The sequence below is a fragment of the [Lactobacillus] rogosae genome (genome assembly GCA_900112995.1).
Classification (GTDB): domain Bacteria; phylum Bacillota; class Clostridia; order Lachnospirales; family Lachnospiraceae; genus Lachnospira; species Lachnospira rogosae.
The window spans coordinates 1-22,520 of sequence record FONU01000022.1; the positions used below are offsets into that span (position 1 = coordinate 1).

Genomic DNA, 22,520 nt, shown 5'->3' on the forward strand with positions numbered 1-22,520 from the left:
TAATTATGAGATATCAAAAACAAGGAAATACAAGAATGATATTGGAAAGATAGAAAACATGGAATACGATAAAATATCCGATTTTTATACATGTAAGAATAACAGGAAACTTACAGTATCACATATAAGACACAATAAAACTAAAACAGGATATGTGAGTGAAAAAACTATCTACACATGTGAGAATTGCAGCGACTGCCCTTACAAGAGTGACTGCATAAAAGATAATAACTGCAAAACGCCATTAGGAGAAAGAACCAAGGTATTACAAGTTGCAAAAACATTTATAAAACACAGAAAAGAGGATTTGGAACGAATCATATCTGATGAAGGGGTATTGTATCGGATGAACCGGAGCATTCAGGCTGAAGACTCATTTGGAGACATAAAACAGGACATTCAGTTCAGAAGATACCTAAGCAAAGGGACTGCGAATGTACTCGCTGAAAGTACTCTTTTAGCAATTGCAAGAAACATAAATAAACTTCATAATAAGATTCAGAACGGGAAGACAGGAACATATTTATTTCCTTTAAAAAGTGCCTGAATTTAGAAATATCAAAATAAAAATTTTTAAAACCTGTATAGGTTTATTAAAGTACGCCAATTTGGGGCACATCCCATTCATTTTAATAAATAGTAACTTAAAAATCGTATTTTTATAGGAAAAAGAGGCTGGTACCTTAACGATTTTCAATCGTTAAAGCGACAGCCCCTTTTGTTATCTAAGAGAGCGCGAGACGGGGATCGAACCCGCGACCCCCTCCTTGGCAAGGAGGTGCTCCACCACTGAGCCACTCGCGCATATTATATTGTGTTGTTCGTTTGGTTTCTCGCGAACACAAGTGATATAATACACGCAAAAGTTAAAAGTGTCAAGCACTTTTTTGAAAAAATTTCAAAAAAATTAAAATAATTACTTTGTTGAGAAGAAAGCGACAGTAATTCCCCCAGGTCCAATATGTGTTCCGATTGTAGCTCCTACTTTTATTCTGGCCGGAACAGGAATCTTATTTTCCCATAAAGAGCTGCTGTCCTTAATGTATTTGTCGATAAGTTCTGTTGAACAGCCGGTGTAGCCAAGAAGGACGGGCATAGAATAATCAATTCCACCGTAGGTGTTGACCTGTTCAATTAAGAAGTTGTTGCCCTGCTTTGAGCCGCGGGCTTTACCTAATATGGCAACTTCACCATTATCAATTGCGATTACAGGTTTTATTTTTAATACATTTCCTAAGAAAGCGGCACTGCTTGATATTCTGCCACCTTTTTTAAGATATTCCAGAGTATCAAGAAGTGCTACAAGACGTATGCGTTTTTTGGCGGAGTTTAACTCATCAGCGATTGCTGTGGCTGACAATCCATCATTAATAAGTTTTAAAGCATATTCAATTAGAATCTGTTCGCCTACAGTTACATTTTCGCTGTCTATAATATATATTTTCCCCTGGCTGCCGGCGTGTTCGCTTTCATAATCCCCGGCGGCTATGCAGGCACTCTGGTAAGTTCCCGATAATTTAGAAGAAAGAGTTATCACTATAACGGCATCAGAATGGGTGAGTGCAGTTTCATAGGCAGAGGTAAATGCGAAAGGACTTACCTGGCTTGTCTTAGGGAGAGTGTCGCTTTCGATGAGTTTCATATAGAACTCATCTGCTGAGAGTGTGACACCATCTTCAAATTGTTCATCTCCAAATGATATAGTCATTGGAAGAACTGTGACCTGATTGTGTAAATTTCCTGGCATATCCGATGCTGAATCTGTTATAATTGTTATCTTAGAAGCTGAATTCATAAATAATCCTCATTTCTGCGTACCATTGCTGACAGGCAGGTGCTGGTACGCAAAGCCACAAGCCTGAAAATAGTATTGCAATACAGGAAGTGTGTAAAACCCCAAAATTGAACGTGAAAATAGTATTGCAATATGGTCTGTAAATATACAGCTAAGATACATTTTCCAATTAAATCATAATAATATTATCAAATATTTTTATAATCAAAATATAACAAACGGGATTATATAACATATTACTTTGTATGTCAAACTATAATTGATTTTCTGGTTGAATTACTGTATATTAATATTGTTGTTTATGCAGCATATAAGTGTATTGAAATAACTGGAATATTCTGGTTAAGATATGGTATATGCTTACGGAAAGATGAGGAATATTAATGGACATAAGGAAGAAATTTGCTAAATATGTGTCACAGAACATATTCGGTATGCTTGGAATATCGTGTTATGTTGTTGCAGACACATTTTTTATATCTAAATTCGCAGGGGCAGACGGAATTACAGTTCTTAATCTTGTACTTCCTGTATTTAATGTTATATTTGCTGTTGGCTCAATGATAGGTGTTGGTTCGGCGATAAGATTTAAGATATTAAGAGCCAAGAATAATGAGAGGGCAGATGATTATTTTTCAAATGCAATAATGTGTGCGTGCCTGTTAAGCATAGTATTTATACTTGTGGGACTGTTTGCACCAGATAGGCTTTTAAGGCTTATGGGTGCAGATGATACAATTACGGCACTTGGAACCTGCTATACAAGGACATTTCTTATGTTTACTCCATTTTTTATGTGTAATTACATTGTAAGTGCATATGTAAGAAATGATAATGATCCCTCAAGGGCGATGATTGCGACACTTTGTGGAAGTCTTTTTAATATAGTGTTTGATTATATATTTATGTTTCCAATGAAGCTTGGGCTGTTAGGGGCTGCGATGGCTACTGCAGCTTCACCTGTATGCAGTATATTGGTGTGCTTGACACATTTTTTTGGTAAGAATAATACGGTTGTGTTTAAATGGCACTTTCCGTCTTTAAAAATGCTCTGGGAGTCGTGTATGCTTGGAACAGCCGCATTTATTGGTGAGATAGCATCGGCGGTTACTACAACTGTATTTAATATGCTGTTACTGTCAATCACAGGAAATATCGGTATTGCAGCATATGGAGTTGTTGCTAATTATGCTTATATTGGAACAGCTATATTTAATGGTATTGCCCAGGGAACACAGCCGCTTATTAGTGAATGTTACGGCAGGGGTGACAGAAAAGATGCTGAAAGGCTGTACAGAATGAGTGCTGCTACAGCGGTTGCACTTTTTGCAGTAATATATATAATTGTATTTAGATTTACAGACCAGCTTGTTGCACTGTTTAACAGTGAGGGTGTTGAGACACTTGCTGTATATGCACATAGCGGAATGATAATATATTTTGCAGGATTTTTATTTGCAGGATTTAATATAGTATCTGCCGGATATTTTAGTGCAGTGGAGTGTGCTAAAGAATCATTTGTGGTATCATTATTAAGAGGAATTGTGCTTATGCTTATTATGTCAATCAGCCTTTCAAAGCTGTTTGGAATGACAGGAGTATGGAGCAGTTTTCCGGCAACAGAATTAATAACGGCAGTTGTATGCGTAGTATTTCTTATACTAAAGAATAACAGAATGCGAAAGCATAATAATATATAGTCGGAGGATATGATATGGTTAATCCAGCATCAATTATGAAAATAATGAACTTAAAGAATAAATTTGCCGCAAACCATCCAAAGTTTGTGTCATTTATTAACTACTGCCTCAATGGTGGAATTCAGGAGGGAACAGTTATAGAGATAACTGTGACAAAGCCTGGAGAACAGCCGGTAACTTCTAATATGAAGGTTATGCAGTCAGATATAGATATTGTTAATGAACTTAAGACTTTATCCAAATAAGGTTTATTAAGCATTTGCTGGGGGTGTATATATGGGAAATATAATGGATTATCTTGACTGGCGTGGGGATATAACATTTGAACAGTCACCTTTTAATGAGGTTGATAATGTTATTCTTGCACAGCTTGCATACGTTAATTTCAGGGATATTATACCATCACCTGAGGAGAAGAGAAGCATTACATTAAAAGAAGCATCGCAGATGTTTTTTGATATGTATACAGAAAATGAACTAAAGCAGGATAAATCATTTATTAGTGAAGCTCCATTTCTTATGAAAAAAGCGGCAGCTTCCAAAAGATTTGGAAATCTGATTTTATCTAATTATGTAGATACAGTAGATGAAACCTTGGAAAAGCAGTTCGGGGCATTTCACATAAGAATAAGCCCTAAGCATACTTATGTTGTATTCAGGGGTACAGATGATACACTTGTCGGCTGGAAAGAGGATTTTAATATGAGCTTTATTATGCCTGTTCCGTCACAGGAGGCGGCGGTAGAGTATATTAATAGTACATGCCAGTACATAAGAGGAAGGCTTTATATAGGCGGACATTCCAAGGGTGGCAATCTTGCTATATATTCGGCTGTAAAATGCAGTGAGAGAGTAAGAAAAAAGATAGATTGTGTATACAATAATGATGGCCCTGGATTTGATGTGAATATGATAAAAAGTGCGAAATATCAGGCGATGTTACCGCTTATCAAAAGCATAGTCCCAGAGAATTCGATAGTAGGAATGTTACTTGAACACGATGAGGATTATATTATTGTTAAGAGTTCACAGAGCGGGCTTATGCAGCATGATGCAATGTCGTGGCAGGTGCTTGGTGCTTTTCTTGTAAAGGCTAAGAAATTAAGTGCACAGAGCAGAAGGCTTAATAAGGCATTAAGCAGCTGGATTAACAGCGTTGATAATGAACGCAGGGAGGAGTTCGTTGAAACTTTATTCGGACTTTTATATGCCAGCGGTGCTAAGAATTTGTCAGATGTGTCAGCAGACAGATTAAGAAGCACAAGGGAGGTTATACGTCAGTATGCCGGACTTGATAAGGACAGCAGAACACTTATTAAGAATATGCTTTTGTCGCTTACTGATAAGATAAGCAAGGCAAGATTTGAGAAATGATATTATAGAAATATTATAGAAGAAATGGAGATTAGATATGTCAGGAATTATTAATATTATACTTGGTGCAGTTGTACTATTTGTTGTAGTTGTATTGTTCCTGTGGGTTTCATCTAAGCACAAAGAGAGCGGACTTGGAGATACCTGTAGCGGCAATTGTTCTTCGTGCAGTGCCCATTGTTCAACTGGTTCTAAAGATAAGAAGTAAGAAAGAGAATAAATATGACTAATGAATTCAGGAAAAAGGCTGTCGAACTTGGAAAGCTAATGAATAGCAAGTCTAAATTATCTGTACCGCTTGTAAAATGTATTATTGAGTGTTTTGAGATTGTATTTGATGAGCAGGATATAGATTATATGCTTCTTATGAAGGACGGATATTACAGCAGGGATGAGCTTAAAGAATTGTGGCAGCTTGACGGTGAGGCATTTGAGAAAGTATTTACAAGCATAAGGGACAAAGGCGGAATATGGGAGAGCAGGCAGGAAGGTGTCTATGATATAACGCCGATATTTCCGGGCTGGGTTGAGCTGTATGCCTCTGGACCGCTTAATGATAAGAGAAGACGGCTTCTTATTAAGTTTGCAGAATTTGAGGAACTTCTTATAAAGCTTAATATAGCACCTGTAAGAATGTATATGAACCGTGTCAATGAGCGCAATATGCAAAGAGAGCAGGGAAGAATGTCAACGCTTATACCTGACCCTGCCAATAATCTGAGTGCTAAAAAGAGAATTATTAAGATTAATAAAAATGTAGATGCTGTGCAGGCTGTGTATACAGAGGGTGAGGTTATGGATATTCTTAACAGGAATAAGGAACATATTGCTGTTATGAACTGTTTCTGTCGCACCAAAAAGATGCTTGAGAATGGAAAATGTGACTATGATATGCCGATTGAGTCGTGTATGGCGGTTGGAAGAATGGCTGTACAGCTTGAAAAAGCTGGCGTTGCAAGACACATTTCCATAGATGAAGCCAGAAAGCTTATAGACACGCTTGAGAAAAAAGGCTGTATACATACATTATATCACTATGGCACATACTCTGGTAATGAAGAGATTGTGCTGTGCAACTGTTGTATAGACTGCTGTTTCTTATATGGAAGCTTCAGGGAGGGTGCTTTATCGCAGCTTATGATTAAGGCATTTTACAGACCACAGATAGTTGATAACGCGAAATGTACAGGCTGTAACAGGTGCGCCTGTTTCTGTCCGACCAATGCAACGTGGTATGATAAAGAGCGCGCAGAGCTTGTATATGATATAGACAGGTGCATAGGCTGTGGACAGTGTGTAACGCAGTGTCCGTCAGGTTACAGAAGTATGGTTAAAGATGAGAGAAACATTTTCGTAAAGACCAGAAAGAAGGTGGATTATGGTAGAAATCTATAAGACAGATAATAAGGTACTGCAAAAGCTTGATAATATAGAAGAAGGCTGCTGGGTTAATATGATTGACCCGACAAGCAGTGAATTATCCCTTGTATCAGGCTATTTTGAGATAGACTTAGCTGACCTTGCGACAGCACTTGATGAGGAAGAAAGTTCACGAATAAGTCTTGAAGACGGTTATACACTTATTCTTGTGGATATACCAACACCTGAGGTACGACACGAGAAAAAGATGTATACAACAATACCATTAGGTATCATATTAAAGAATGATGCAATAATAACGATATGCAGGGAAGATACACCCGTGCTTAACTATTTTGTGCGCAATAAGTTAAAAGAGTTCAGTACTAAGAAGAAAATGCGTTTTATATATGAAATGATGTTCCGCTCGGCTATGCTTTATCAGGCTTACTTACGTGGGATTGATAAGAAAAGAACTGAGATAGAAGAAAGAGTTGGCGATGATACACACGATACAGATATTATCGAGCTTCACGAATTAGAATCGACGCTTGTATACTTTGCTACATCTTTAAGGGCGAACAGCATTGTGCTTGAAAGATTAAGACGATACAAAAGACTTGAACAGTATCCGGAGGATATGGAACTGCTTGAAGATGTAACAGTCGAATACCAGCAGGCTATCGAGATGACGTCTATATACAGGGATATTATAGATGGTACAAGAGAGCTGTTGTCATCGGTTATTAATAACAGGCTTAATAATGTAATGAAAATTCTTACATCAATCACTATAGTTATGGCTATACCTACAATAATATCGGGAATATATGGAATGAATGTTGCCGGTGAGTGGATGCCTTTATCAGCAACCAGGTATGGATTTTATATAATTGTTGTAATAATATTTATTATATGTGTGTTTGTATTGTGGTTCCTTAAGAAGAAGAAAATGCTTTAAGGTGTTTAAGAAGATTTATTATATATAAAAAATATAATATACAATGGTAAAATTATATAATTTGTTTAATAAAAGCTGTGGAACAGTAATTATCTTTAAAAGTAGTCTTTATCCCGAAGTAGTCTTTATCCAAGAGTAATCTTTGCTTAAAAATAATCTTTTAAAGATAATGCTTGTCCACAGCTTTATAATTGCTAGTAATATTTGTTATTATACTTATATGCTTACTTGTAAACTTCCTGCCAGCGTGACACCATCTCCTCAGCTTCTGTCTTAGATGATACTTTTGTTACAATGACCCCGTCAAGATAAATCTCATATACCGGAAACTTCTTAGGACTGTCTCCGTGATACACCTCTACTCTGCTGAATTTCACACGCTCCATAATAAAAAACCTCCACATATTAAATTAATAATATATAATTGTTAAAACAAATCAACAATATGTTGTATTGTATCACATACATATTTAAAATAAAATACAAGATTTACCATTGGTACTAAAGTACCAAAAAACAAATAAAATTGTTGCATATTTGTGCATTATAAACTATAATAATCGCAGGGTTATTTCGACAATTGAATTAAGGAGAAGGTTTAGATATGTATTCACAACAGAATGTTGGAATCGGGGATGACTATGTGACAGCACATAGACTAGACCGCCGGCTTGCGGTCATAGACAGATTTTATCTTACTAATGTAACGAACCGTGCCTTTAATGACTATTTTGGAAATACGTCATATGGCTGTCTTACGGAGTTCGTACATCCAGATGATAAAGAGAAGTTAATAGAGCTTATTGATTCGTTTGATGGAAGTCCTGTGGGTAAATGCTTTTTATTCAGGGACTATAAGGGGGAGTACAGACAGAATCTTATTAAGCTTTTGTCATTTGAGAATAATGATGCTCTGCGTAATATTGATATAGAGATGATCGATATAGATAGTGTTGTAGAGACTAATCGCAGGATATGTGACGATATCGCAATGGAAAGAGTAGTTATGGGACTCACAGGCGAGTATGTATTTGCGTATTCTGAGAAGACTGGGGATATTAAGATTGTAAGATATGAGGGCATTTCAAGAGAAGTAATAACTAGAATGCCTATTGATGAATGGAAAGCATATATGCTTGATGGCAGAATTCTTGAAGAGGACGTTGTTGAACTGAATAATCTGATAAGGTATATAAAGCTGTATACATCAGAGTTCAGTGTCAAGCTTACAACTAATATGAGAACCTTTGGCAAAGCTATGGAAAAGGTTAAGTTCGTAGGAGCTGTATATACTAAGTATACAGGTGAGAATATGGTTATCGGAAGGATTATTCTTGCTGACGGAACTAACAGTATGGGTAATATTGTTGAGATTGCCGATGAACTTACTATGGATTCGCTTACCAAGGTGTATAATAAGAAGACTATAACAGAGTATGCACAGAAGCTTGTTAAGAAAGAGAAGATTAACAGGGTAAGCATAGTTATACTTGATGTTGATTATTTCAAGCAGGTTAATGACAGATATGGACATCTCTATGGAGATAAAGTACTTACAAGAGTAGCCAAGAAGCTTAAAGAGGTTGTTGGTGAAGATGGTGTTGTCGGACGTATAGGCGGAGATGAATTTATGATCGTCTTAAATGGAATTAATGACGATTATTCATTAAGAGGAATATTAAGAGCTATACGAACACAGGTTAAGTGGGAATTCAAGAATGATTATGAAAATTTTCAGGTCACGACATCAATAGGTGTTGCATTCAGTCCTAATAATGGACACGAATATGAAGAATTGTTTAAAAAGGCTGATTTCTGTCTTTATGTAGCAAAGGAAAAGGGCAGGGACAGGTATGTATTTTTCAGGGATGAGATACATAAAGAGTCTTATGAGAATTCTCTTAACCAGAAGGATAAGATATTTAATGACGGCAGGGAGATGCGCGAATTAAGATATCTTACAGACATTATGTTACAGTTTAACACAGACAGAAAGGGTGCTGTAAGCAATATGTTTGAACATATGATTCAGACTTACAAGGTGGACAGCATAAGCATTTATAAAGGTAAGGCTTTAAAGAGGTGTTTGACATTTGGACAGCAGCTTGAGGATGCGGAGTATCTGCCATATGTTAATACAGATGGCTTTAATAAGCTTATGGGAGATAAGAATTATATATCAGCCGATTTCGTCAACAGAAATCTGGATGTAGCTCCTGAATTTGTTGAGGAGATGAAGAAGCGGCATATATGTTCAACAATCCAGTGCTTTATTGGTGGCAGGGATGATATAAAAGGCGTTCTTACAATAGATAAGACAAAAGAAGCTTCACAGTGGGCAGAATATGAGATAGAGTGTGCTGTGATAACATCAACTTTATTGTATACGATAATAAGTGATGAAGAGCAGAATTATGTTGCAGCAATGAATATTACTGATTAAAAACAGCCCCCTAATTACTATTGGCATAAGTAATTAGGGGAATTTTATATATTGCAGTATATTGTATTTATATTGTATTAAATCCACAACATATTGTGTTTGTATTGACTTGAAGATATATGTGATGTAAAATTTAAACTGCGCTATACAAGAGAACTCTTGTGTAGCGCATTATATACGATTAGGGTAGATAAAGCCCCAATATGATATATTTTATTATTAATAAATATTACGCGTAATTTTATTTGTATACTAAATGTGAATAGAAATTTATTGTCAGGTAAAAAGGGAGGGTTTACTAATTATGAAGATAATCAAACGTAGTGGATCAGAAGTTACATTTGATATTAGTAAAATAATGGCAGCAGTTGCAAAGGCAAATAAGGAGGTTGTACATAGCGAAAGACTTTCTGATGAGCAGATTGAAACAATATCTGATAATGTCGAGAGCATCTGCCAGGAGATGAACAGATCACTTAATGTTGAAGAAATTCAGGATCTTGTTGAGAACCAGATTATGAATATGAGGGCATTTGCAGTAGCCAGAAAGTATATCACATACAGATATAAGAGAGCTCTTGTAAGAAAGTCTAATTCAACAGATGAGCAGATATTAAGCCTTTTAGAGTGCAATAATGAGGAAGTAAAGCAGGAGAATTCCAATAAGAATCCTACTGTTAATAGTGTACAGAGAGATTATATGGCAGGAGAGGTAAGCAAGGATATTACTAAAAGATTTCTTCTTCCAGCAGATATTGTAGATGCACACGAGCAGGGGCTTATACATTTTCACGATGCAGATTATTTCGCACAGCATATGCACAACTGTTGTCTTGTGAACCTTGAAGATATGCTCCAGAACGGAACGGTTATAAGTGAAACAATGATTGAGAAGCCACATAGCTTTTCTACAGCCTGTAATATAGCTACACAGGCTATTGCACAGATTGCCAGCTCACAGTATGGCGGACAGAGCATTTCATTAGCACACCTTGCTCCATTTGTCCAGATAAGCAGGGAAAAGTTCATTAAACAGGTTGCAGAGGAATTCAAGGCGACTGGAATTGATGCAGGAGAAGATAAGATTAAGGAAGTCGCAGAATTAAGAGTAAGAGATGAAATTAAACGTGGTGTACAGATGATTCAGTATCAGGTCATAACACTTATGACAACTAATGGACAGGCTCCATTTGTTACTGTATTTATGTATCTTGATGAGGTTCCAGAAGGACAGACAAGAGAAGACCTTGCCCTTGTAATAGAGGAAGTTCTTAAGCAGAGAATACAGGGTGTTAAGAACGAAAAAGGTGTATGGATTACACCAGCGTTTCCTAAGCTTATATATGTGCTAGAGGAAGATAATATAAGAGAAGATTCAAAGTATTGGAACATTACACAGCTTGCCGCTAAATGTACAGCTAAGAGAATGGTTCCAGATTATATATCAGAAAAGATTATGAAGAAGCTTAAGGTTGATAAGTTTGGAGAAGGACATTGCTTCCCATGTATGGGTTGTCGTTCTTTCCTGACACCTTATAATGACCCGGAGAATGATAATAAGCCTAAATATTATGGACGTTTTAATCAGGGTGTAGTTACGCTTAACCTTGTAGATGTAGCCTGTTCATCAGGTAAGGATATGGATAAATTCTGGAAAATTCTTGATGAAAGACTTGAGCTTTGTAAGAGAGCACTTATGTGCAGACATTATAGATTAAAAGGTACTCCATCAGATGTTGCACCAATTCTCTGGCAGAATGGTGCACTTGCAAGACTTAAGAAGGGCGAAACTATTGATAAGCTTCTTTATGGTGGATATTCTACTATTTCTTTAGGGTATGCTGGTCTGTGTGAATGTACTTACTATATGAAGGGTGTTACACATACAGATCCTAATGGTACAGAATTTGCATTAAAGCTTATGACGTATTTAAGAGATACCTGCAACCGCTGGGCCAAGGAGACTAATATAGATTTCAGTCTTTACGGAACACCGCTTGAATCAACAACTTATAAGTTTGCTAAGAATCTTCAGAAAAGATTTGGCAAGATAAAAGGTGTTACGGATAAGAATTATATAACTAATAGTTACCATGTTCATGTAACAGAGAATATCAACGCATTTGACAAGCTGAAGTTCGAGGCTCAGTTCCAGGAGCTTTCACCAGGTGGTGCAATAAGCTATGTAGAAGTTCCAGATATGAATGATAATATACCAGCAGTTCTTTCTGTTATGCAGTTCATATATGACAATATTATGTATGCAGAGCTTAATACAAAAAGCGATTATTGTCAGGTATGCGGCTATACAGGACAGATACAGATTATAACTGATGATGATGGAAAGCTTATATGGGAATGTCCTAATTGTGGTAACCGTAATCAGGATAAGATGAATGTTGCAAGAAGAACCTGCGGTTATATTGGAACACAGTTCTGGAATCAGGGACGTACACAGGAGATTAAGGAAAGAGTTCTTCATCTTTAATATTTAACAGTATATAAAAAGCCAGCCGGAATAATATCCGGCTGGCTTTTTGGTGTATTATTCATCAAATATACTAACGATTTCACCGTCCATAATTTTATTCATATTCTTAACGGCACAGAAATTACCGCACATAGAGCAGGTATCTTCTTTTTCTGGCTTGGCTTCCTGTCTGTAGCGTCTTGCTTTTTCTGGGTCTATGGCAGCATCAAACTGTGCATCCCAATCAAGTACACGTCTTGCTTTATCCATCTTTAAATCCCAGTCGATTGCACCGGGAACACCTTTTGCAATATCAGCAGCGTGAGCTGCAATTCTTGCTGCAATAATTCCTTCTTTAACATCATTTAAGTCAGGAAGACGAAGATGTTCGGCAGGAGTTACATAGCAGAGGAAAGAAGCACCATATGTAGCAGCGATAGCACCACCGATAGCAGAAGTTATATGGTCATAGCCAGGTGCAATATCTGTAACAAGAGGTCCAAGTACATAGAAAGGAGCACCTTTGCATATGGTTTTTTGGATTTCCATATTAGCCTGAATCTGGTTGATTGGCATATGTCCAGGTCCTTCAATCATAACCTGAACGTCCTTTTCCCACGCACGTCTTGTAAGTTCACCTAGAGTAACAAGCTCCTCAATCTGTGATATATCAGAGGCATCCATAATACAGCCAGGCCTGCAGGCATCACCAAGACTCATAGTAACGTCATATTCACGGCATATATCAAGTACTTCGTCATAGTATTCAAAAAATGGATTTTCATTGCCTGTCATTTCCATCCACGCATAGATGATTGAACCGCCTCTTGATACAATGTTCATAAGACGTTTGTCGGCTCTGAATTTCTTAGCTGTAGCTTTGTTAATTCCACAATGGATAGTCATAAAGTCGACACCATCTTTAGCGTGCATTCTTACAATATCAAGCCATTCCTTAGCAGTAATTTCCTTAAGAGCCTTGTGATAATATACAACGGCATCATATATTGGAACAGTACCGATGATTGCTGGACATTCAGTAGTGAGCTTTCTTCTGAACTTCTGTGTGTCCCCAAATGAACTTAAATCCATTATGGCCTCAGCACCCATTTTTACTGCATTATTTACCTTATCAAGTTCCATATCAAGGTCAACACAGTCTCTTGAAGTACCAAGATTGACGTTAATTTTAGTACGAAGCATAGAGCCTATTCCGTTAGGGTCAAGGCATTTGTGATTTTTGTTAGCTGGTATAATAACTTGTCCACAGGCTACGAGTTTTACAAGTTCATTAATATCCATGTGTTCTTTAGCTGCAACACATTCCATTTCTTTAGTGATAATGCCTTTTCTGGCGGCATCCATCTGTGTTGTGTATTCCATAAGTATCCTCCATTTCCACACATAATACAAAATTAAAATTCATAATAAGTATTGGTGCTTTCGTGTAATGTATTAATTAGGGAACTGACTGGAAGAATTAGGAAGATGAATATTTATACAGATTAAAAAATAGAATGTAACATAAAATTATAATATCTGCATTTAATTTAACATCATATATTTTATTAAAATGACTAGAGAATAATAATCTTCCTACGGTGGCATTATCCACATCAGGTATATGGGTCGGAACCGGATTCCCTCTCAGCCAGGCAAAAGCCTTCTGCTCCCCAGTTAATATCTTATGATTGATAGTATAACATCTGCCCGATAAAAGTCAATCTTATGTAAAGACTTTTATCGGGCAGGTTATAATAATATTATTGTTAGTCTGTTATAGACTGCTGGCTTTCAGCTTCGCACTTTGCTTCTGCATTTCTTTCTGGCAGAATGTAAAGCATAAAATACATAAATGCCATAAGAACGATACCTCCGATAACATCATATACAGAGTGTTGTTTTAAGAATATTGTTGACAGGCATATAAGTATACATAATATAAGTGAGGCATTGACAATATATTTGTGATCTTTAAGTGCCTTACACTTTGAAAGGGCAGTGTGGACGGCAATTGAATTATATACATGTATGCTTGGAAATACGTTGGTTGTTGTATCGGTAGCATAGAGTACAGTAACAAGCTTTCCAAATATATTATCAGGGATGTTATCAGGTCTTAATGTTAGACCATTAGGGTATATCATACATATAAACATAGATACAGACATACCGATAATAAGTGAAAGAGCAAATCTTATAAATTCTTTATTGTCAGCTTTCAGAACCATATATATGCATGAAGCAGCTATATAGACAAACCATAAAAGATAAGGGATTATAAATATCTCAAGGAAAGGTATATAGCTGTCGATTGTTCCGTTTAATATGTGAATTCCGGGATAATCCATAGTTATTTTATGCTCAAGATAAAAGAACCAGGGAAGATATATAAAAGCGTAAAGTGCAAAAAGCAGACGCCACCATATTTTTTTAAATGTTTTCATCATAACCTTCATTTCCAGCAGATAACCGCTATAATAAATAATATTAAGATGTTAGCATTGTTTCTAATCAAAAGCAATAGCAATTTGATTATGTGTTTACAAAGTTATAGATTTTTAATATAATATTTTGTTGTGATTTAATATTTAATAAAAAATTATTATAATAGTTAGAAAATGTTTGTAAAGTAAGTGATGGATTGGTATACAATTATGTTGTAGATGTCCGGATATATTAACGGCTGTCACTTAATTATATGATATGAATTGGAGAAAAATATGCTTAAATTAAGCCATATAAAAAAGAGCTATAAGAAGAATGAAGTTCTTACAGATATATCCTTTACATTTGAGGAGGGACAGATATATCCTATACTTGGTGGACCGGGAGCTGGAAGAACAACATTATTTGAGTGTATATGTGGAGATATATCTGTTGATGACGGAAGCATAGTTACAATTGATAAGTGTAAATATTTTTATGCGGCAAAGCAGAGTGTTCTTCCTGTATACATAACAGGTTATGAGTTTATAAGTATGCTTTGTGATATGGAGAGAGACGACCCTGAGCCAGAGGATATATTTGATAGAATTGGGTTCAGTGTTGCCAAGAGAGATGAGCTTATAGCGGATTATACATTTGAGGAGAAGAAGCTTTTACAGCTTGCCTGTATTCTTGTAATAAGACCTTATGTTGTGCTTTTTGATGAGCCACTTGATTATTGCAGTGAAGAATACATTAATAAGTTTATCGAAGTTATTAATACAATAAAAGAAGGCAGGATAATACTTATCTCAACAGGACTTCTAGAGATTTCCAAGAGGATAAGTGAGGATACGCTAGTCTTAAATAACGGAGAATTTAATCACATAGATAAAAAGACTATGGAAATTCCAGAGATAAGGAAGGCAGTTTTAGATATATTAGGGGAGACAGACAATGAGATTATTTAGGAAGCTGTTTGCTGAGAAGATTTTAAGGTTTTATGAGGGTACTAATGCAGGTATAAGATATATAAGTAATGCACCACTTATAGGCAGATGTGTTAAAGAGAATACATTTGCAGAGAATTCCAAGGCGAGATTATTTGTTGGAATTATGGCACAGTTATTTATGGTTTTATGGGAATTTATAAAGAAGTTTGCATATGTATTTATTCTTATATATATACCATATGTGCTTATAGGTCTTGAGTGTCCATTGATTAAGGCCAATCAGGAGCTTACAATTATATATATGTTTGTTATGCTTTCGGTTATATGCGGAAGTCTTTCTAACAACATATTATTTACTATAGGTGACAGGGATTACCTTATGATAAGAGTTATGTCAATAAGTCCATATATGAATTTTTTAGGAAAGCTTCTTTATAAGATGGCTGCTGAATTCATATTTTATTTTATTATTCTTAATATATTCGGCGTTTCGTGGTTTCATTCGCTTATGCTCTGTATGCTTACGATATGCGTAAGACCTATAGGTGAGATGTTTGCGATTATGTCTTTTGATCATTTTATATGGGTATATGAGAATAGAAGTGTGTTTAATGGAACTGTTATGGCGGTATGTGTTTTACTTGCGTATGGTGTGCCATTTTTTGTAAGACGACTTTCCCATAACTGGCTCTATGCAGTACATCCTTTTGTGGTGCTGGTATTTTTCCTTGCAGGAGCTGGTGCAATGTATTTCTTATGGTGGTATAAGTATTACAGAAAGATTGTCAGAGAGGCTATGCATTTAAAACACGAGAGCTGATTAGGATGATGGAGAACGAATATGAAGAAAAAGAACAGAGAAAAGTTAAGATTGATTACATTAAGGGTATGTATAGGGATTCTTTGTGCTTTTGTTATAGCTGTATTCATACGTTCGTATTATTACAGAAGCAAGGAAAGTAATCTTGATATTAAGTCAAGGTATACTTTCACGGTGGATATAGATGCTTACGGGGATGTTATTGATGAGCAGTATCAGACAAGGGCAGCTACATATGATGATTCTAATGTCATAAATACGATGCCTGATGTATCACAGGTTAAGACAGAAACAGTGGCCAGGACGTGGCTTAATGAGTATGTTAATCAGTATATGAATGAGTATCTTCCGTATAATAAGTCAGTTAAGAAGATGACAATAGATGATATTAACGTATTGAATGAAGATGAACATACAGCGTTAATAAGTTTTTCGGTAATTCTTAAAAATGCTGCTTCTGATTATTTTCTTTCGTGGGACGGAGTTACTGATGATGACAGATTGAAATGTGAGTGGGTTGTATCTTACTATATTGATGCACATACTGACAACACTGCTACGGTGTATGTTACATCAGCATTAAGTCCGGAAGAATACGGAATAGCACAGTACAATGAGAAGGCAGCCCTGGCAGCAGATAGCGAGAACAAGACCAATGCTTCTACAGACCTGCTTGCAAGATATGTTATAAGAGATGATATATTGAGTGTAACTTATGATGATGGTGAGCATTATGCAACTGTTCCAGTAGATGTTGAAAATCTTATGTATGAAAGCGGAAGTACAAGCACGTTGAAGGATGGAAGCTATCTTATAACTACATCAAAGACTGCATTTTTATTTGGCGGCAGGATGGGAAGTTCTAAGAAAGTACCGGTAACTCTTATATATTCTGATGATAAAGGTGTTAACTGGACCAGCTGTGAACTTGATAATATATATAACGCAGAAGATTACTATGTTGATTTCTTTGATGAGAATAAGGGTGTTATTGTATGTGGTTATGCCAGGACTGATAATGAAAAGGAGTCTTACAGGATATACCAGACAGCTAATGGTGGCGAGACGTGGACAACAGTTGGAAGCGGTCCTGCTAATTATATATTAAAAGGTGTTATGTATGTGGACGAAAATGTTGGATTTTTCTGTTACAATTATGCAGAAGGAATGGACGGCAATCTTTATATGACTAAAGATGGCGGCAAGACATTTTCTAAAGTGACACTTCCAGAACAGGAGCTTGACAGTACAGCTAAGTCATCAACGGCTTCAAGCACGGTAGCAGATGATGAGTTAAAATGGAATGATGTATACAAGGAAGCGTTAGTTCCTACAGTTGATGATAAAGGTATTATAACTGTATATCTTACACAGGGTTCTGATGGAACTTATAATGATGGAAAGACGGCGGCTAAGTATCAGTCATCTGATAAAGGTGATACATGGGTGTTCGTAAGGCAGCTTGAGATTACGCAGAATAATAATAAGCATAATTGACTTTTTGCTTGAATTATTATTCATTATATGATAATATTTATAGAGTTTAAGAAAAAAAGACATTTTTGTGTCTTTTTTTTTGCGCAAAAGTCAATTGAAACTATATAAAGACTATTAACAGTTGTGGTTTGCGCACTATAATCAATTTAATATACGAAAGGGAATAGGTGGCATTCATGAAAGCATTTTTAATACTTGAAGATGGAACAGTATTTAAGGGAACAAGTATTGGTTCCACTCGCGAAGTCATTAGCGAAATAGTTTTTAATACTTCGATGACAGGATATCTGGAGGTGTTAACTGATCCTTCATATGCAGGACAGGCAGTTACAATGACATATCCTCTGATTGGCAACTATGGCATATGCTATAAAGATATGGAGTCTGAAAAAGCATGGCCAGATGGATTTATTGTGAGAGAATTATCAAGGATGCCAAGTAACTTCAGAAATGAAGCTCCTATACAGAAGTTCCTTTTAGATAATGATATACCAGGTATCTGTGGAATAGATACAAGAGCCCTTACTAAGATATTAAGAGAAAAGGGTACTATGAACGGAATGATTACAACTAACGAAAACTATAATCTTGATGAAGTACTTCCTAAGATTAAGGAATACAAGGTTGCGGGAGTTGTAAGAAAGGTTACATGCAAGGAAAAGTATGTACTTAACGGAGATGGACCAAGAGTTGCACTTATGGACTTTGGTGCTAAGAAGAATATTGCTAAGTCTCTTAATGACAGAGGCTGTGAGGTTACAGTATATCCAGCGTATACTAAGGCAGAGGAAATCTTAGCTTCTAATCCAGATGGTATTATGTTATCAAATGGTCCTGGAGATCCTAAGGAATGTGTAGAGATAATAGAAGAGATAAAGAAGCTTTATGCAAGCAATGTGCCTATATTTGCCATATGTCTTGGACATCAGCTTATGTCTCTTGCGACAGGTGCTGATACACACAGATTAAAGTATGGACACAGAGGTGCTAACCACCCAGTTAAGGATCTTGCTACTGGAAAGGTATATATATCAACACAGAATCATGGTTATGTTGTAGATGAAGCAACACTTAATCCAGAGGTTGCAGAACCAGCATTTGAAAATGTTAATGATAAGACTAATGAAGGTCTATCTTATAAGGGTAAGAATATATTTACTGTACAGTTCCATCCGGAAGCTTGTGCAGGACCACAGGATACAGCGTATCTTTTTGACAGATTTATGGATATGATGAAGAAGGAGGACTAAGACAATGCCAAAGAATCCTAATATAAAGAAGGTTTTAGTAATCGGTTCAGGTCCAATCGTAATCGGACAGGCAGCAGAATTTGACTATGCAGGTACACAGGCTTGCCGTTCTCTTAAGGAAGAGGGAATAGAAGTATGCCTCGTTAACTCTAACCCAGCGACTATCATGACAGATAAGGATATTGCTGATGAAGTATATATCGAACCTCTTACTGTAGAAGCATTAAAGCAGATTATATTAAAGGAAAAGCCAGACAGCATCTTACCTACACTTGGTGGACAGGCTGGTCTTAACCTTGCTATGGAGATAGCAGAGACAGGTTTCCTTGAAGAGAATAATGTACAGCTTATAGGTACAACTGCACTTACAATTAAGAAGGCAGAAGACAGACTTATGTTCAAGGAAACTATGGAAAAGATAGGTGAACCTTGTGCACCTTCATTAGTTGTTAATGATGTTCCATCTGGTGAAGCATTTGCAGCTAAGATTGGTTATCCGGTTGTTCTTCGTCCTGCTTACACACTTGGTGGAAGCGGCGGTGGTATCGCCCATAACGTAGAAGAATTAAGAGAGATTCTTGAGAATGGTTTAAGACTTTCAAGAGTTGGTGAAGTTCTTGTTGAAAGATGTATATCTGGCTGGAAGGAAATCGAATATGAGGTAATGCGTGACAGCAACGGAACATGCATAACTATATGTAATATGGAGAATATCGATCCTGTTGGTGTACATACGGGTGATAGTATCGTAGTTGCTCCTTCACAGACACTTTCAGATAAGGAATATCAGATGCTTAGAACATCTGCCCTTAACATTATAGATGAGCTTGGTATCACAGGTGGATGTAATGTACAGTATGCACTTCATCCAGACAGCTTTGAGTATTGCGTTATCGAGGTTAACCCTCGTGTAAGCCGTTCTTCAGCACTTGCTTCTAAGGCTACAGGTTATCCTATTGCCAAGGTTGCAGCTAAGATTGCACTTGGTTATACACTTGATGAGATTAAGAATGCAGTTACAGGAAAGACATATGCAAGCTTTGAGCCAGCACTTGACTACTGTGTAGTTAAGATACCTAGACTTCCATTTGATAAGTTTATCTCTGCAAAGAGAACACTTACAACACAGATGAAGGCTACTGGTGAGGTTATGAGTATATCTGATAACTTCGAGGGTGGTCTTATGAAGGCTATACGTTCACTTGAACAGCATGTTGACAGCCTTATGTCATACGATTTTACAGGACTTACAGATGAGGAACTTTTAGAAGATCTTGCTGTAGTTGATGACAGAAGAATCTGGAAGATAGCAGAAGGCTTAAGAAGAGGCATAGAGCCAGCAGTTATGCATGACATAACAAAGATTGACAGATGGTTTATAGATAAGCTTCAGATTATCGTTGAGATGGAGAATTCTTTAAAGAAAGGTCCTCTTACAGAAGAATTATTAAGAGAGGCTAAGAGAATTGAGTTCCCTGATAATGTTATTGGAGAACTTACAGGACATACAGAAAGAGAAATAAAAGAACTTCGTGATAAGTATGATATTCACGCAGCATTTAAGATGGTTGATACTTGTGCCGCTGAGTTCGCAGCCACAACTCCGTATTACTATTCAGTATATGGCAGTGAGAATGAAGCTGCAGAGACTAAGGATAAGAAGAAAGTTCTTGTACTTGGTTCAGGTCCAATAAGAATTGGACAGGGTATTGAATTCGATTTCTGTTCAGTACATTGTACATGGGCATTTAAGAAAGAGGGTTATGAGACAATTATTATCAATAATAACCCAGAAACAGTATCAACAGACTTTGATATTGCTGATAAGCTTTACTTTGAGCCACTTACAGAAGAAGATGTTGAAAGTATTGTAGAATTCGAGAAGCCGGATGGAGCTGTAGTTCAGTTTGGTGGACAGACAGCTATCAAGCTTACAGAAGCTCTTATGAAGATGGGTGTGCCAATTCTTGGAACTAAGGCAGAAGATGTAGATGCTGCTGAGGATAGAGAGTTATTTGATGAGATTCTTGAAAAGACACAGATTCCTAGAGCAAAAGGACAGACAGTATTCACTGTTGAGGAAGCCCTTAAAGCTGCTAATGAACTTGGTTATCCTGTTCTTGTACGTCCTTCATATGTACTTGGTGGACAAGGTATGCAGATTGCTGTATCTGATGAAGATGTAGTGGAATTTATGGGAATTATCAACAGAATTAAGCAGGATCACCCAATCCTTGTAGATAAGTACCTTATGGGTAAGGAAATTGAAGTGGATGCCGTATGCGATGGCGAAGATATTCTTATTCCTGGTATTATGGAACACATTGAAAGAGCTGGTATTCATTCTGGAGATAGTATTTCAGTATATCCAGCTAAGTCAATCTCTCCAAAGATAACTGAAATGATTGCTGATTACACAGGAAGACTTGCGAGAGCACTTCATGTAAAGGGTATGATTAATATCCAGTTTATTGTATACAACGATCAGGTATATGTAATTGAAGTAAATCCACGTTCAAGCCGTACAGTACCATATATCAGCAAGGTTACTGGTATTCCTATTGTTAAGCTTGCAACTAAGGTTATTACAGGAGCTAAGATAAGAGATTTAGGTTATGAGCCAGGTCTTCAGAAGGCTGCTGATTACTATGCAATCAAGATGCCAGTATTCTCGTTCGAGAAGATCAGAGGTGCTGATATAAGCCTTGGACCAGAAATGAAGTCTACAGGTGAGTGCCTTGGTATATCTAAGAGCTTTGATGAAGCACTTTACAAGGCATTTGAGGGAGCTGGAATAAGACTTCCAAAGCATAAGCAGATTATTATGACTCTTGCAGATAAGGATAAGCAGGACGGTATTGATATAGCACAGAGATTTGAAGCACTTGGATACAAGATATATGCTTCAAGAGGTACAGCTAAGGTTCTTAAAGAAAATGGCGTACACGCTATTCAGGTTAATAAGATTGGACAGGAAGCTCCAACACTCCTTGACCTTATATTAGAGCATAAGATTGATCTTGTTATTGATACACCAGAAAATGGTATTGAGAGAGCAAAGGATGGTTTCCTTATAAGAAGATATGCTATCGAGACAGGCGTTCACTGCCTTACAAGTCTTGATACAGCTCACGCACTTATCTCAAGTCTTGAGCATGCATTTAATAATCAGGAACTTTCAATAGTAGATATTGCTACAATTGATAACAGAGGTTAATTGAATTAATGCAAATAGTATAATTATGCAGAGTGATATATATATAATGAGCACAAATGAGCTCATCCTAAAAGCTACGCAAAAATTGTGATATAATGTTTATATAATACATTTTATAAGTAATATTATAGTCCTCCAGAAGCTAAGTAAGGCGAATGTGCCTTAAAAGCTTTTGGGGGACTTTTATAATCAGAGGGATTATGTTAAAATGCTTAATATGTCCTGAATAATATATTTGATAATCAGGGCAAAAA

At 36.5% G+C, this 22,520-nt stretch carries 18 protein-coding genes, 1 tRNA gene and 1 riboswitch; of the genes, 14 read left to right on the plus strand and 5 right to left on the minus strand.

The window, feature by feature from the left end; all coding sequences use genetic code 11:
- Nucleotides 1-547 (plus strand): transposase (locus BM157_RS10105; RefSeq protein WP_318255902.1); only part of this gene is annotated, 547 nt, incomplete at its 5' end.
- A 185-nt stretch (nt 548-732) separates the two neighbouring features.
- Here BM157_RS10105 and BM157_RS10110 read toward each other — a convergent pair.
- Together BM157_RS10110 and BM157_RS10115 are read right to left on the minus strand one after the other, a co-directional pair.
- Nucleotides 733-804: transfer RNA gene (locus tag BM157_RS10110), tRNA-Gly, on the minus strand.
- 112 nt (nt 805-916) lie between these two features.
- Complete coding sequence (locus BM157_RS10115; RefSeq protein ID WP_055174047.1) at nt 917-1,795, minus strand: DegV family protein; 879 nt, start codon at nt 1,793-1,795, stop codon at nt 917-919.
- Between the two features lie 383 nt (nt 1,796-2,178).
- On the opposite strand from BM157_RS10115, the gene BM157_RS10120 reads away from it, so the two are divergent.
- Genes BM157_RS10120 through BM157_RS10145 form a run of 6 tightly spaced genes read left to right on the plus strand, consistent with a single transcriptional unit; the run spans nt 2,179 to nt 7,189 of the window.
- Nucleotides 2,179-3,495, plus strand: coding sequence for an MATE family efflux transporter (locus BM157_RS10120; protein WP_055306190.1), 1,317 nt, complete (start codon nt 2,179-2,181; stop codon nt 3,493-3,495).
- 14 nt (nt 3,496-3,509) lie between these two features.
- Nucleotides 3,510-3,740 carry a hypothetical protein gene (locus tag BM157_RS10125; protein ID WP_022502536.1) on the plus strand — a complete coding sequence of 77 codons (231 nt, stop codon included), beginning with the start codon at nt 3,510-3,512 and terminating at the stop codon, nt 3,738-3,740.
- A gap of 31 nt (nt 3,741-3,771) precedes the next feature.
- A complete protein-coding gene (locus BM157_RS10130) occupies nt 3,772-4,869 on the plus strand; it encodes a DUF2974 domain-containing protein (RefSeq protein WP_022502537.1) in 1,098 nt (365 codons plus the stop codon).
- A gap of 37 nt (nt 4,870-4,906) precedes the next feature.
- Entirely contained in the window at nt 4,907-5,077 is a 171-nt protein-coding gene (locus BM157_RS10135) for a FeoB-associated Cys-rich membrane protein (RefSeq protein ID WP_022502538.1), read from the plus strand.
- Between the two features lie 14 nt (nt 5,078-5,091).
- Complete coding sequence (locus tag BM157_RS10140) at nt 5,092-6,264, plus strand: 4Fe-4S dicluster domain-containing protein (RefSeq protein ID WP_090140978.1); 1,173 nt, start codon at nt 5,092-5,094, stop codon at nt 6,262-6,264.
- Complete coding sequence (locus BM157_RS10145; protein ID WP_022502540.1) at nt 6,248-7,189, plus strand: magnesium transporter CorA family protein; 942 nt, start codon at nt 6,248-6,250, stop codon at nt 7,187-7,189. The genes BM157_RS10140 and BM157_RS10145 overlap by 17 nt, the downstream gene beginning before the upstream one ends.
- 224 nt (nt 7,190-7,413) lie before the next feature.
- Here BM157_RS10145 and BM157_RS13040 read toward each other — a convergent pair whose 3' ends face one another.
- On the minus strand, nt 7,414-7,575 hold the full coding sequence (locus tag BM157_RS13040; protein ID WP_022502541.1) for a hypothetical protein: 162 nt from the start codon (nt 7,573-7,575) through the stop codon (nt 7,414-7,416).
- Between the two features lie 218 nt (nt 7,576-7,793).
- On the opposite strand from BM157_RS13040, the gene BM157_RS10150 reads away from it, so the two are divergent.
- Nucleotides 7,794-9,632 carry a GGDEF domain-containing protein gene (locus tag BM157_RS10150; protein ID WP_090140979.1) on the plus strand — a complete coding sequence of 613 codons (1,839 nt, stop codon included), beginning with the start codon at nt 7,794-7,796 and terminating at the stop codon, nt 9,630-9,632.
- Nucleotides 9,633-9,936: 304 nt separating this feature from the next.
- The gene (gene nrdD / locus BM157_RS10155; protein WP_055306187.1) at nt 9,937-12,120 is read left to right on the plus strand and encodes an anaerobic ribonucleoside-triphosphate reductase; all 2,184 of its coding nucleotides are present in this window, start codon (nt 9,937-9,939) and stop codon (nt 12,118-12,120) included.
- A 57-nt stretch (nt 12,121-12,177) separates the two neighbouring features.
- Here the strand turns inward: nrdD and thiC are convergent, their stop codons facing one another.
- Together thiC and BM157_RS10165 are read right to left on the minus strand one after the other, a co-directional pair.
- The gene (gene thiC, locus BM157_RS10160; RefSeq protein WP_090140981.1) at nt 12,178-13,485 is read right to left on the minus strand and encodes a phosphomethylpyrimidine synthase ThiC; all 1,308 of its coding nucleotides are present in this window, start codon (nt 13,483-13,485) and stop codon (nt 12,178-12,180) included.
- Nucleotides 13,486-13,678: 193 nt separating this feature from the next.
- Nucleotides 13,679-13,788, minus strand: a riboswitch (TPP riboswitch).
- Nucleotides 13,789-13,871: 83 nt separating this feature from the next.
- Nucleotides 13,872-14,549: a phosphatase PAP2 family protein gene (locus BM157_RS10165; RefSeq protein WP_318255913.1), complete on the minus strand. Its 678-nt coding sequence runs from the start codon at nt 14,547-14,549 to the stop codon at nt 13,872-13,874.
- 276 nt (nt 14,550-14,825) lie between these two features.
- Between BM157_RS10165 and BM157_RS10170 the strand changes: the two genes are divergently transcribed.
- From BM157_RS10170 to carB, 5 genes are all read left to right on the plus strand, one after another.
- Entirely contained in the window at nt 14,826-15,500 is a 675-nt protein-coding gene (locus tag BM157_RS10170; RefSeq protein WP_022502545.1) for an ATP-binding cassette domain-containing protein, read from the plus strand.
- A complete protein-coding gene (locus BM157_RS10175) occupies nt 15,487-16,302 on the plus strand; it encodes a hypothetical protein (protein WP_090140984.1) in 816 nt (271 codons plus the stop codon). Before BM157_RS10170 ends, BM157_RS10175 begins: the two co-directional genes overlap by 14 nt.
- A gap of 21 nt (nt 16,303-16,323) precedes the next feature.
- Nucleotides 16,324-17,799, plus strand: coding sequence for a WD40/YVTN/BNR-like repeat-containing protein (locus BM157_RS10180; protein WP_090140986.1), 1,476 nt, complete (start codon nt 16,324-16,326; stop codon nt 17,797-17,799).
- A 176-nt stretch (nt 17,800-17,975) separates the two neighbouring features.
- The gene (locus BM157_RS10185; RefSeq protein ID WP_022205620.1) at nt 17,976-19,049 is read left to right on the plus strand and encodes a carbamoyl phosphate synthase small subunit; all 1,074 of its coding nucleotides are present in this window, start codon (nt 17,976-17,978) and stop codon (nt 19,047-19,049) included.
- A 4-nt stretch (nt 19,050-19,053) separates the two neighbouring features.
- Nucleotides 19,054-22,266, plus strand: coding sequence for a carbamoyl-phosphate synthase large subunit (gene carB / locus BM157_RS10190; protein WP_055174057.1), 3,213 nt, complete (start codon nt 19,054-19,056; stop codon nt 22,264-22,266).
- Nucleotides 22,267-22,520: the final 254 nt, after the last annotated feature.

Excerpts from the sequence above, each read along its gene's own strand:
- BM157_RS10115 (WP_055174047.1), bottom strand. The coding sequence starts at position 1,795 with ATGAATTCAGCTTCTAAGATAACAATTATAACAGATTCAGCATCGGAT.
- BM157_RS10120 (WP_055306190.1), top strand. The coding sequence starts at position 2,179 with ATGGACATAAGGAAGAAATTTGCTAAATATGTGTCACAGAACATATTC.
- BM157_RS10125 (WP_022502536.1), top strand. The coding sequence starts at position 3,510 with ATGGTTAATCCAGCATCAATTATGAAAATAATGAACTTAAAGAATAAA.
- BM157_RS10130 (WP_022502537.1), top strand. The coding sequence starts at position 3,772 with ATGGGAAATATAATGGATTATCTTGACTGGCGTGGGGATATAACATTT.
- BM157_RS10135 (WP_022502538.1), top strand. The coding sequence starts at position 4,907 with ATGTCAGGAATTATTAATATTATACTTGGTGCAGTTGTACTATTTGTT.
- BM157_RS10140 (WP_090140978.1), top strand. The coding sequence starts at position 5,092 with ATGACTAATGAATTCAGGAAAAAGGCTGTCGAACTTGGAAAGCTAATG.
- BM157_RS10145 (WP_022502540.1), top strand. The coding sequence starts at position 6,248 with ATGGTAGAAATCTATAAGACAGATAATAAGGTACTGCAAAAGCTTGAT.
- BM157_RS13040 (WP_022502541.1), bottom strand. The coding sequence starts at position 7,575 with ATGGAGCGTGTGAAATTCAGCAGAGTAGAGGTGTATCACGGAGACAGT.
- BM157_RS10150 (WP_090140979.1), top strand. The coding sequence starts at position 7,794 with ATGTATTCACAACAGAATGTTGGAATCGGGGATGACTATGTGACAGCA.
- nrdD (WP_055306187.1), top strand. The coding sequence starts at position 9,937 with ATGAAGATAATCAAACGTAGTGGATCAGAAGTTACATTTGATATTAGT.
- thiC (WP_090140981.1), bottom strand. The coding sequence starts at position 13,485 with ATGGAATACACAACACAGATGGATGCCGCCAGAAAAGGCATTATCACT.
- BM157_RS10165 (WP_318255913.1), bottom strand. The coding sequence starts at position 14,549 with ATGAAAACATTTAAAAAAATATGGTGGCGTCTGCTTTTTGCACTTTAC.
- BM157_RS10170 (WP_022502545.1), top strand. The coding sequence starts at position 14,826 with ATGCTTAAATTAAGCCATATAAAAAAGAGCTATAAGAAGAATGAAGTT.
- BM157_RS10175 (WP_090140984.1), top strand. The coding sequence starts at position 15,487 with ATGAGATTATTTAGGAAGCTGTTTGCTGAGAAGATTTTAAGGTTTTAT.
- BM157_RS10180 (WP_090140986.1), top strand. The coding sequence starts at position 16,324 with ATGAAGAAAAAGAACAGAGAAAAGTTAAGATTGATTACATTAAGGGTA.
- BM157_RS10185 (WP_022205620.1), top strand. The coding sequence starts at position 17,976 with ATGAAAGCATTTTTAATACTTGAAGATGGAACAGTATTTAAGGGAACA.
- carB (WP_055174057.1), top strand. The coding sequence starts at position 19,054 with ATGCCAAAGAATCCTAATATAAAGAAGGTTTTAGTAATCGGTTCAGGT.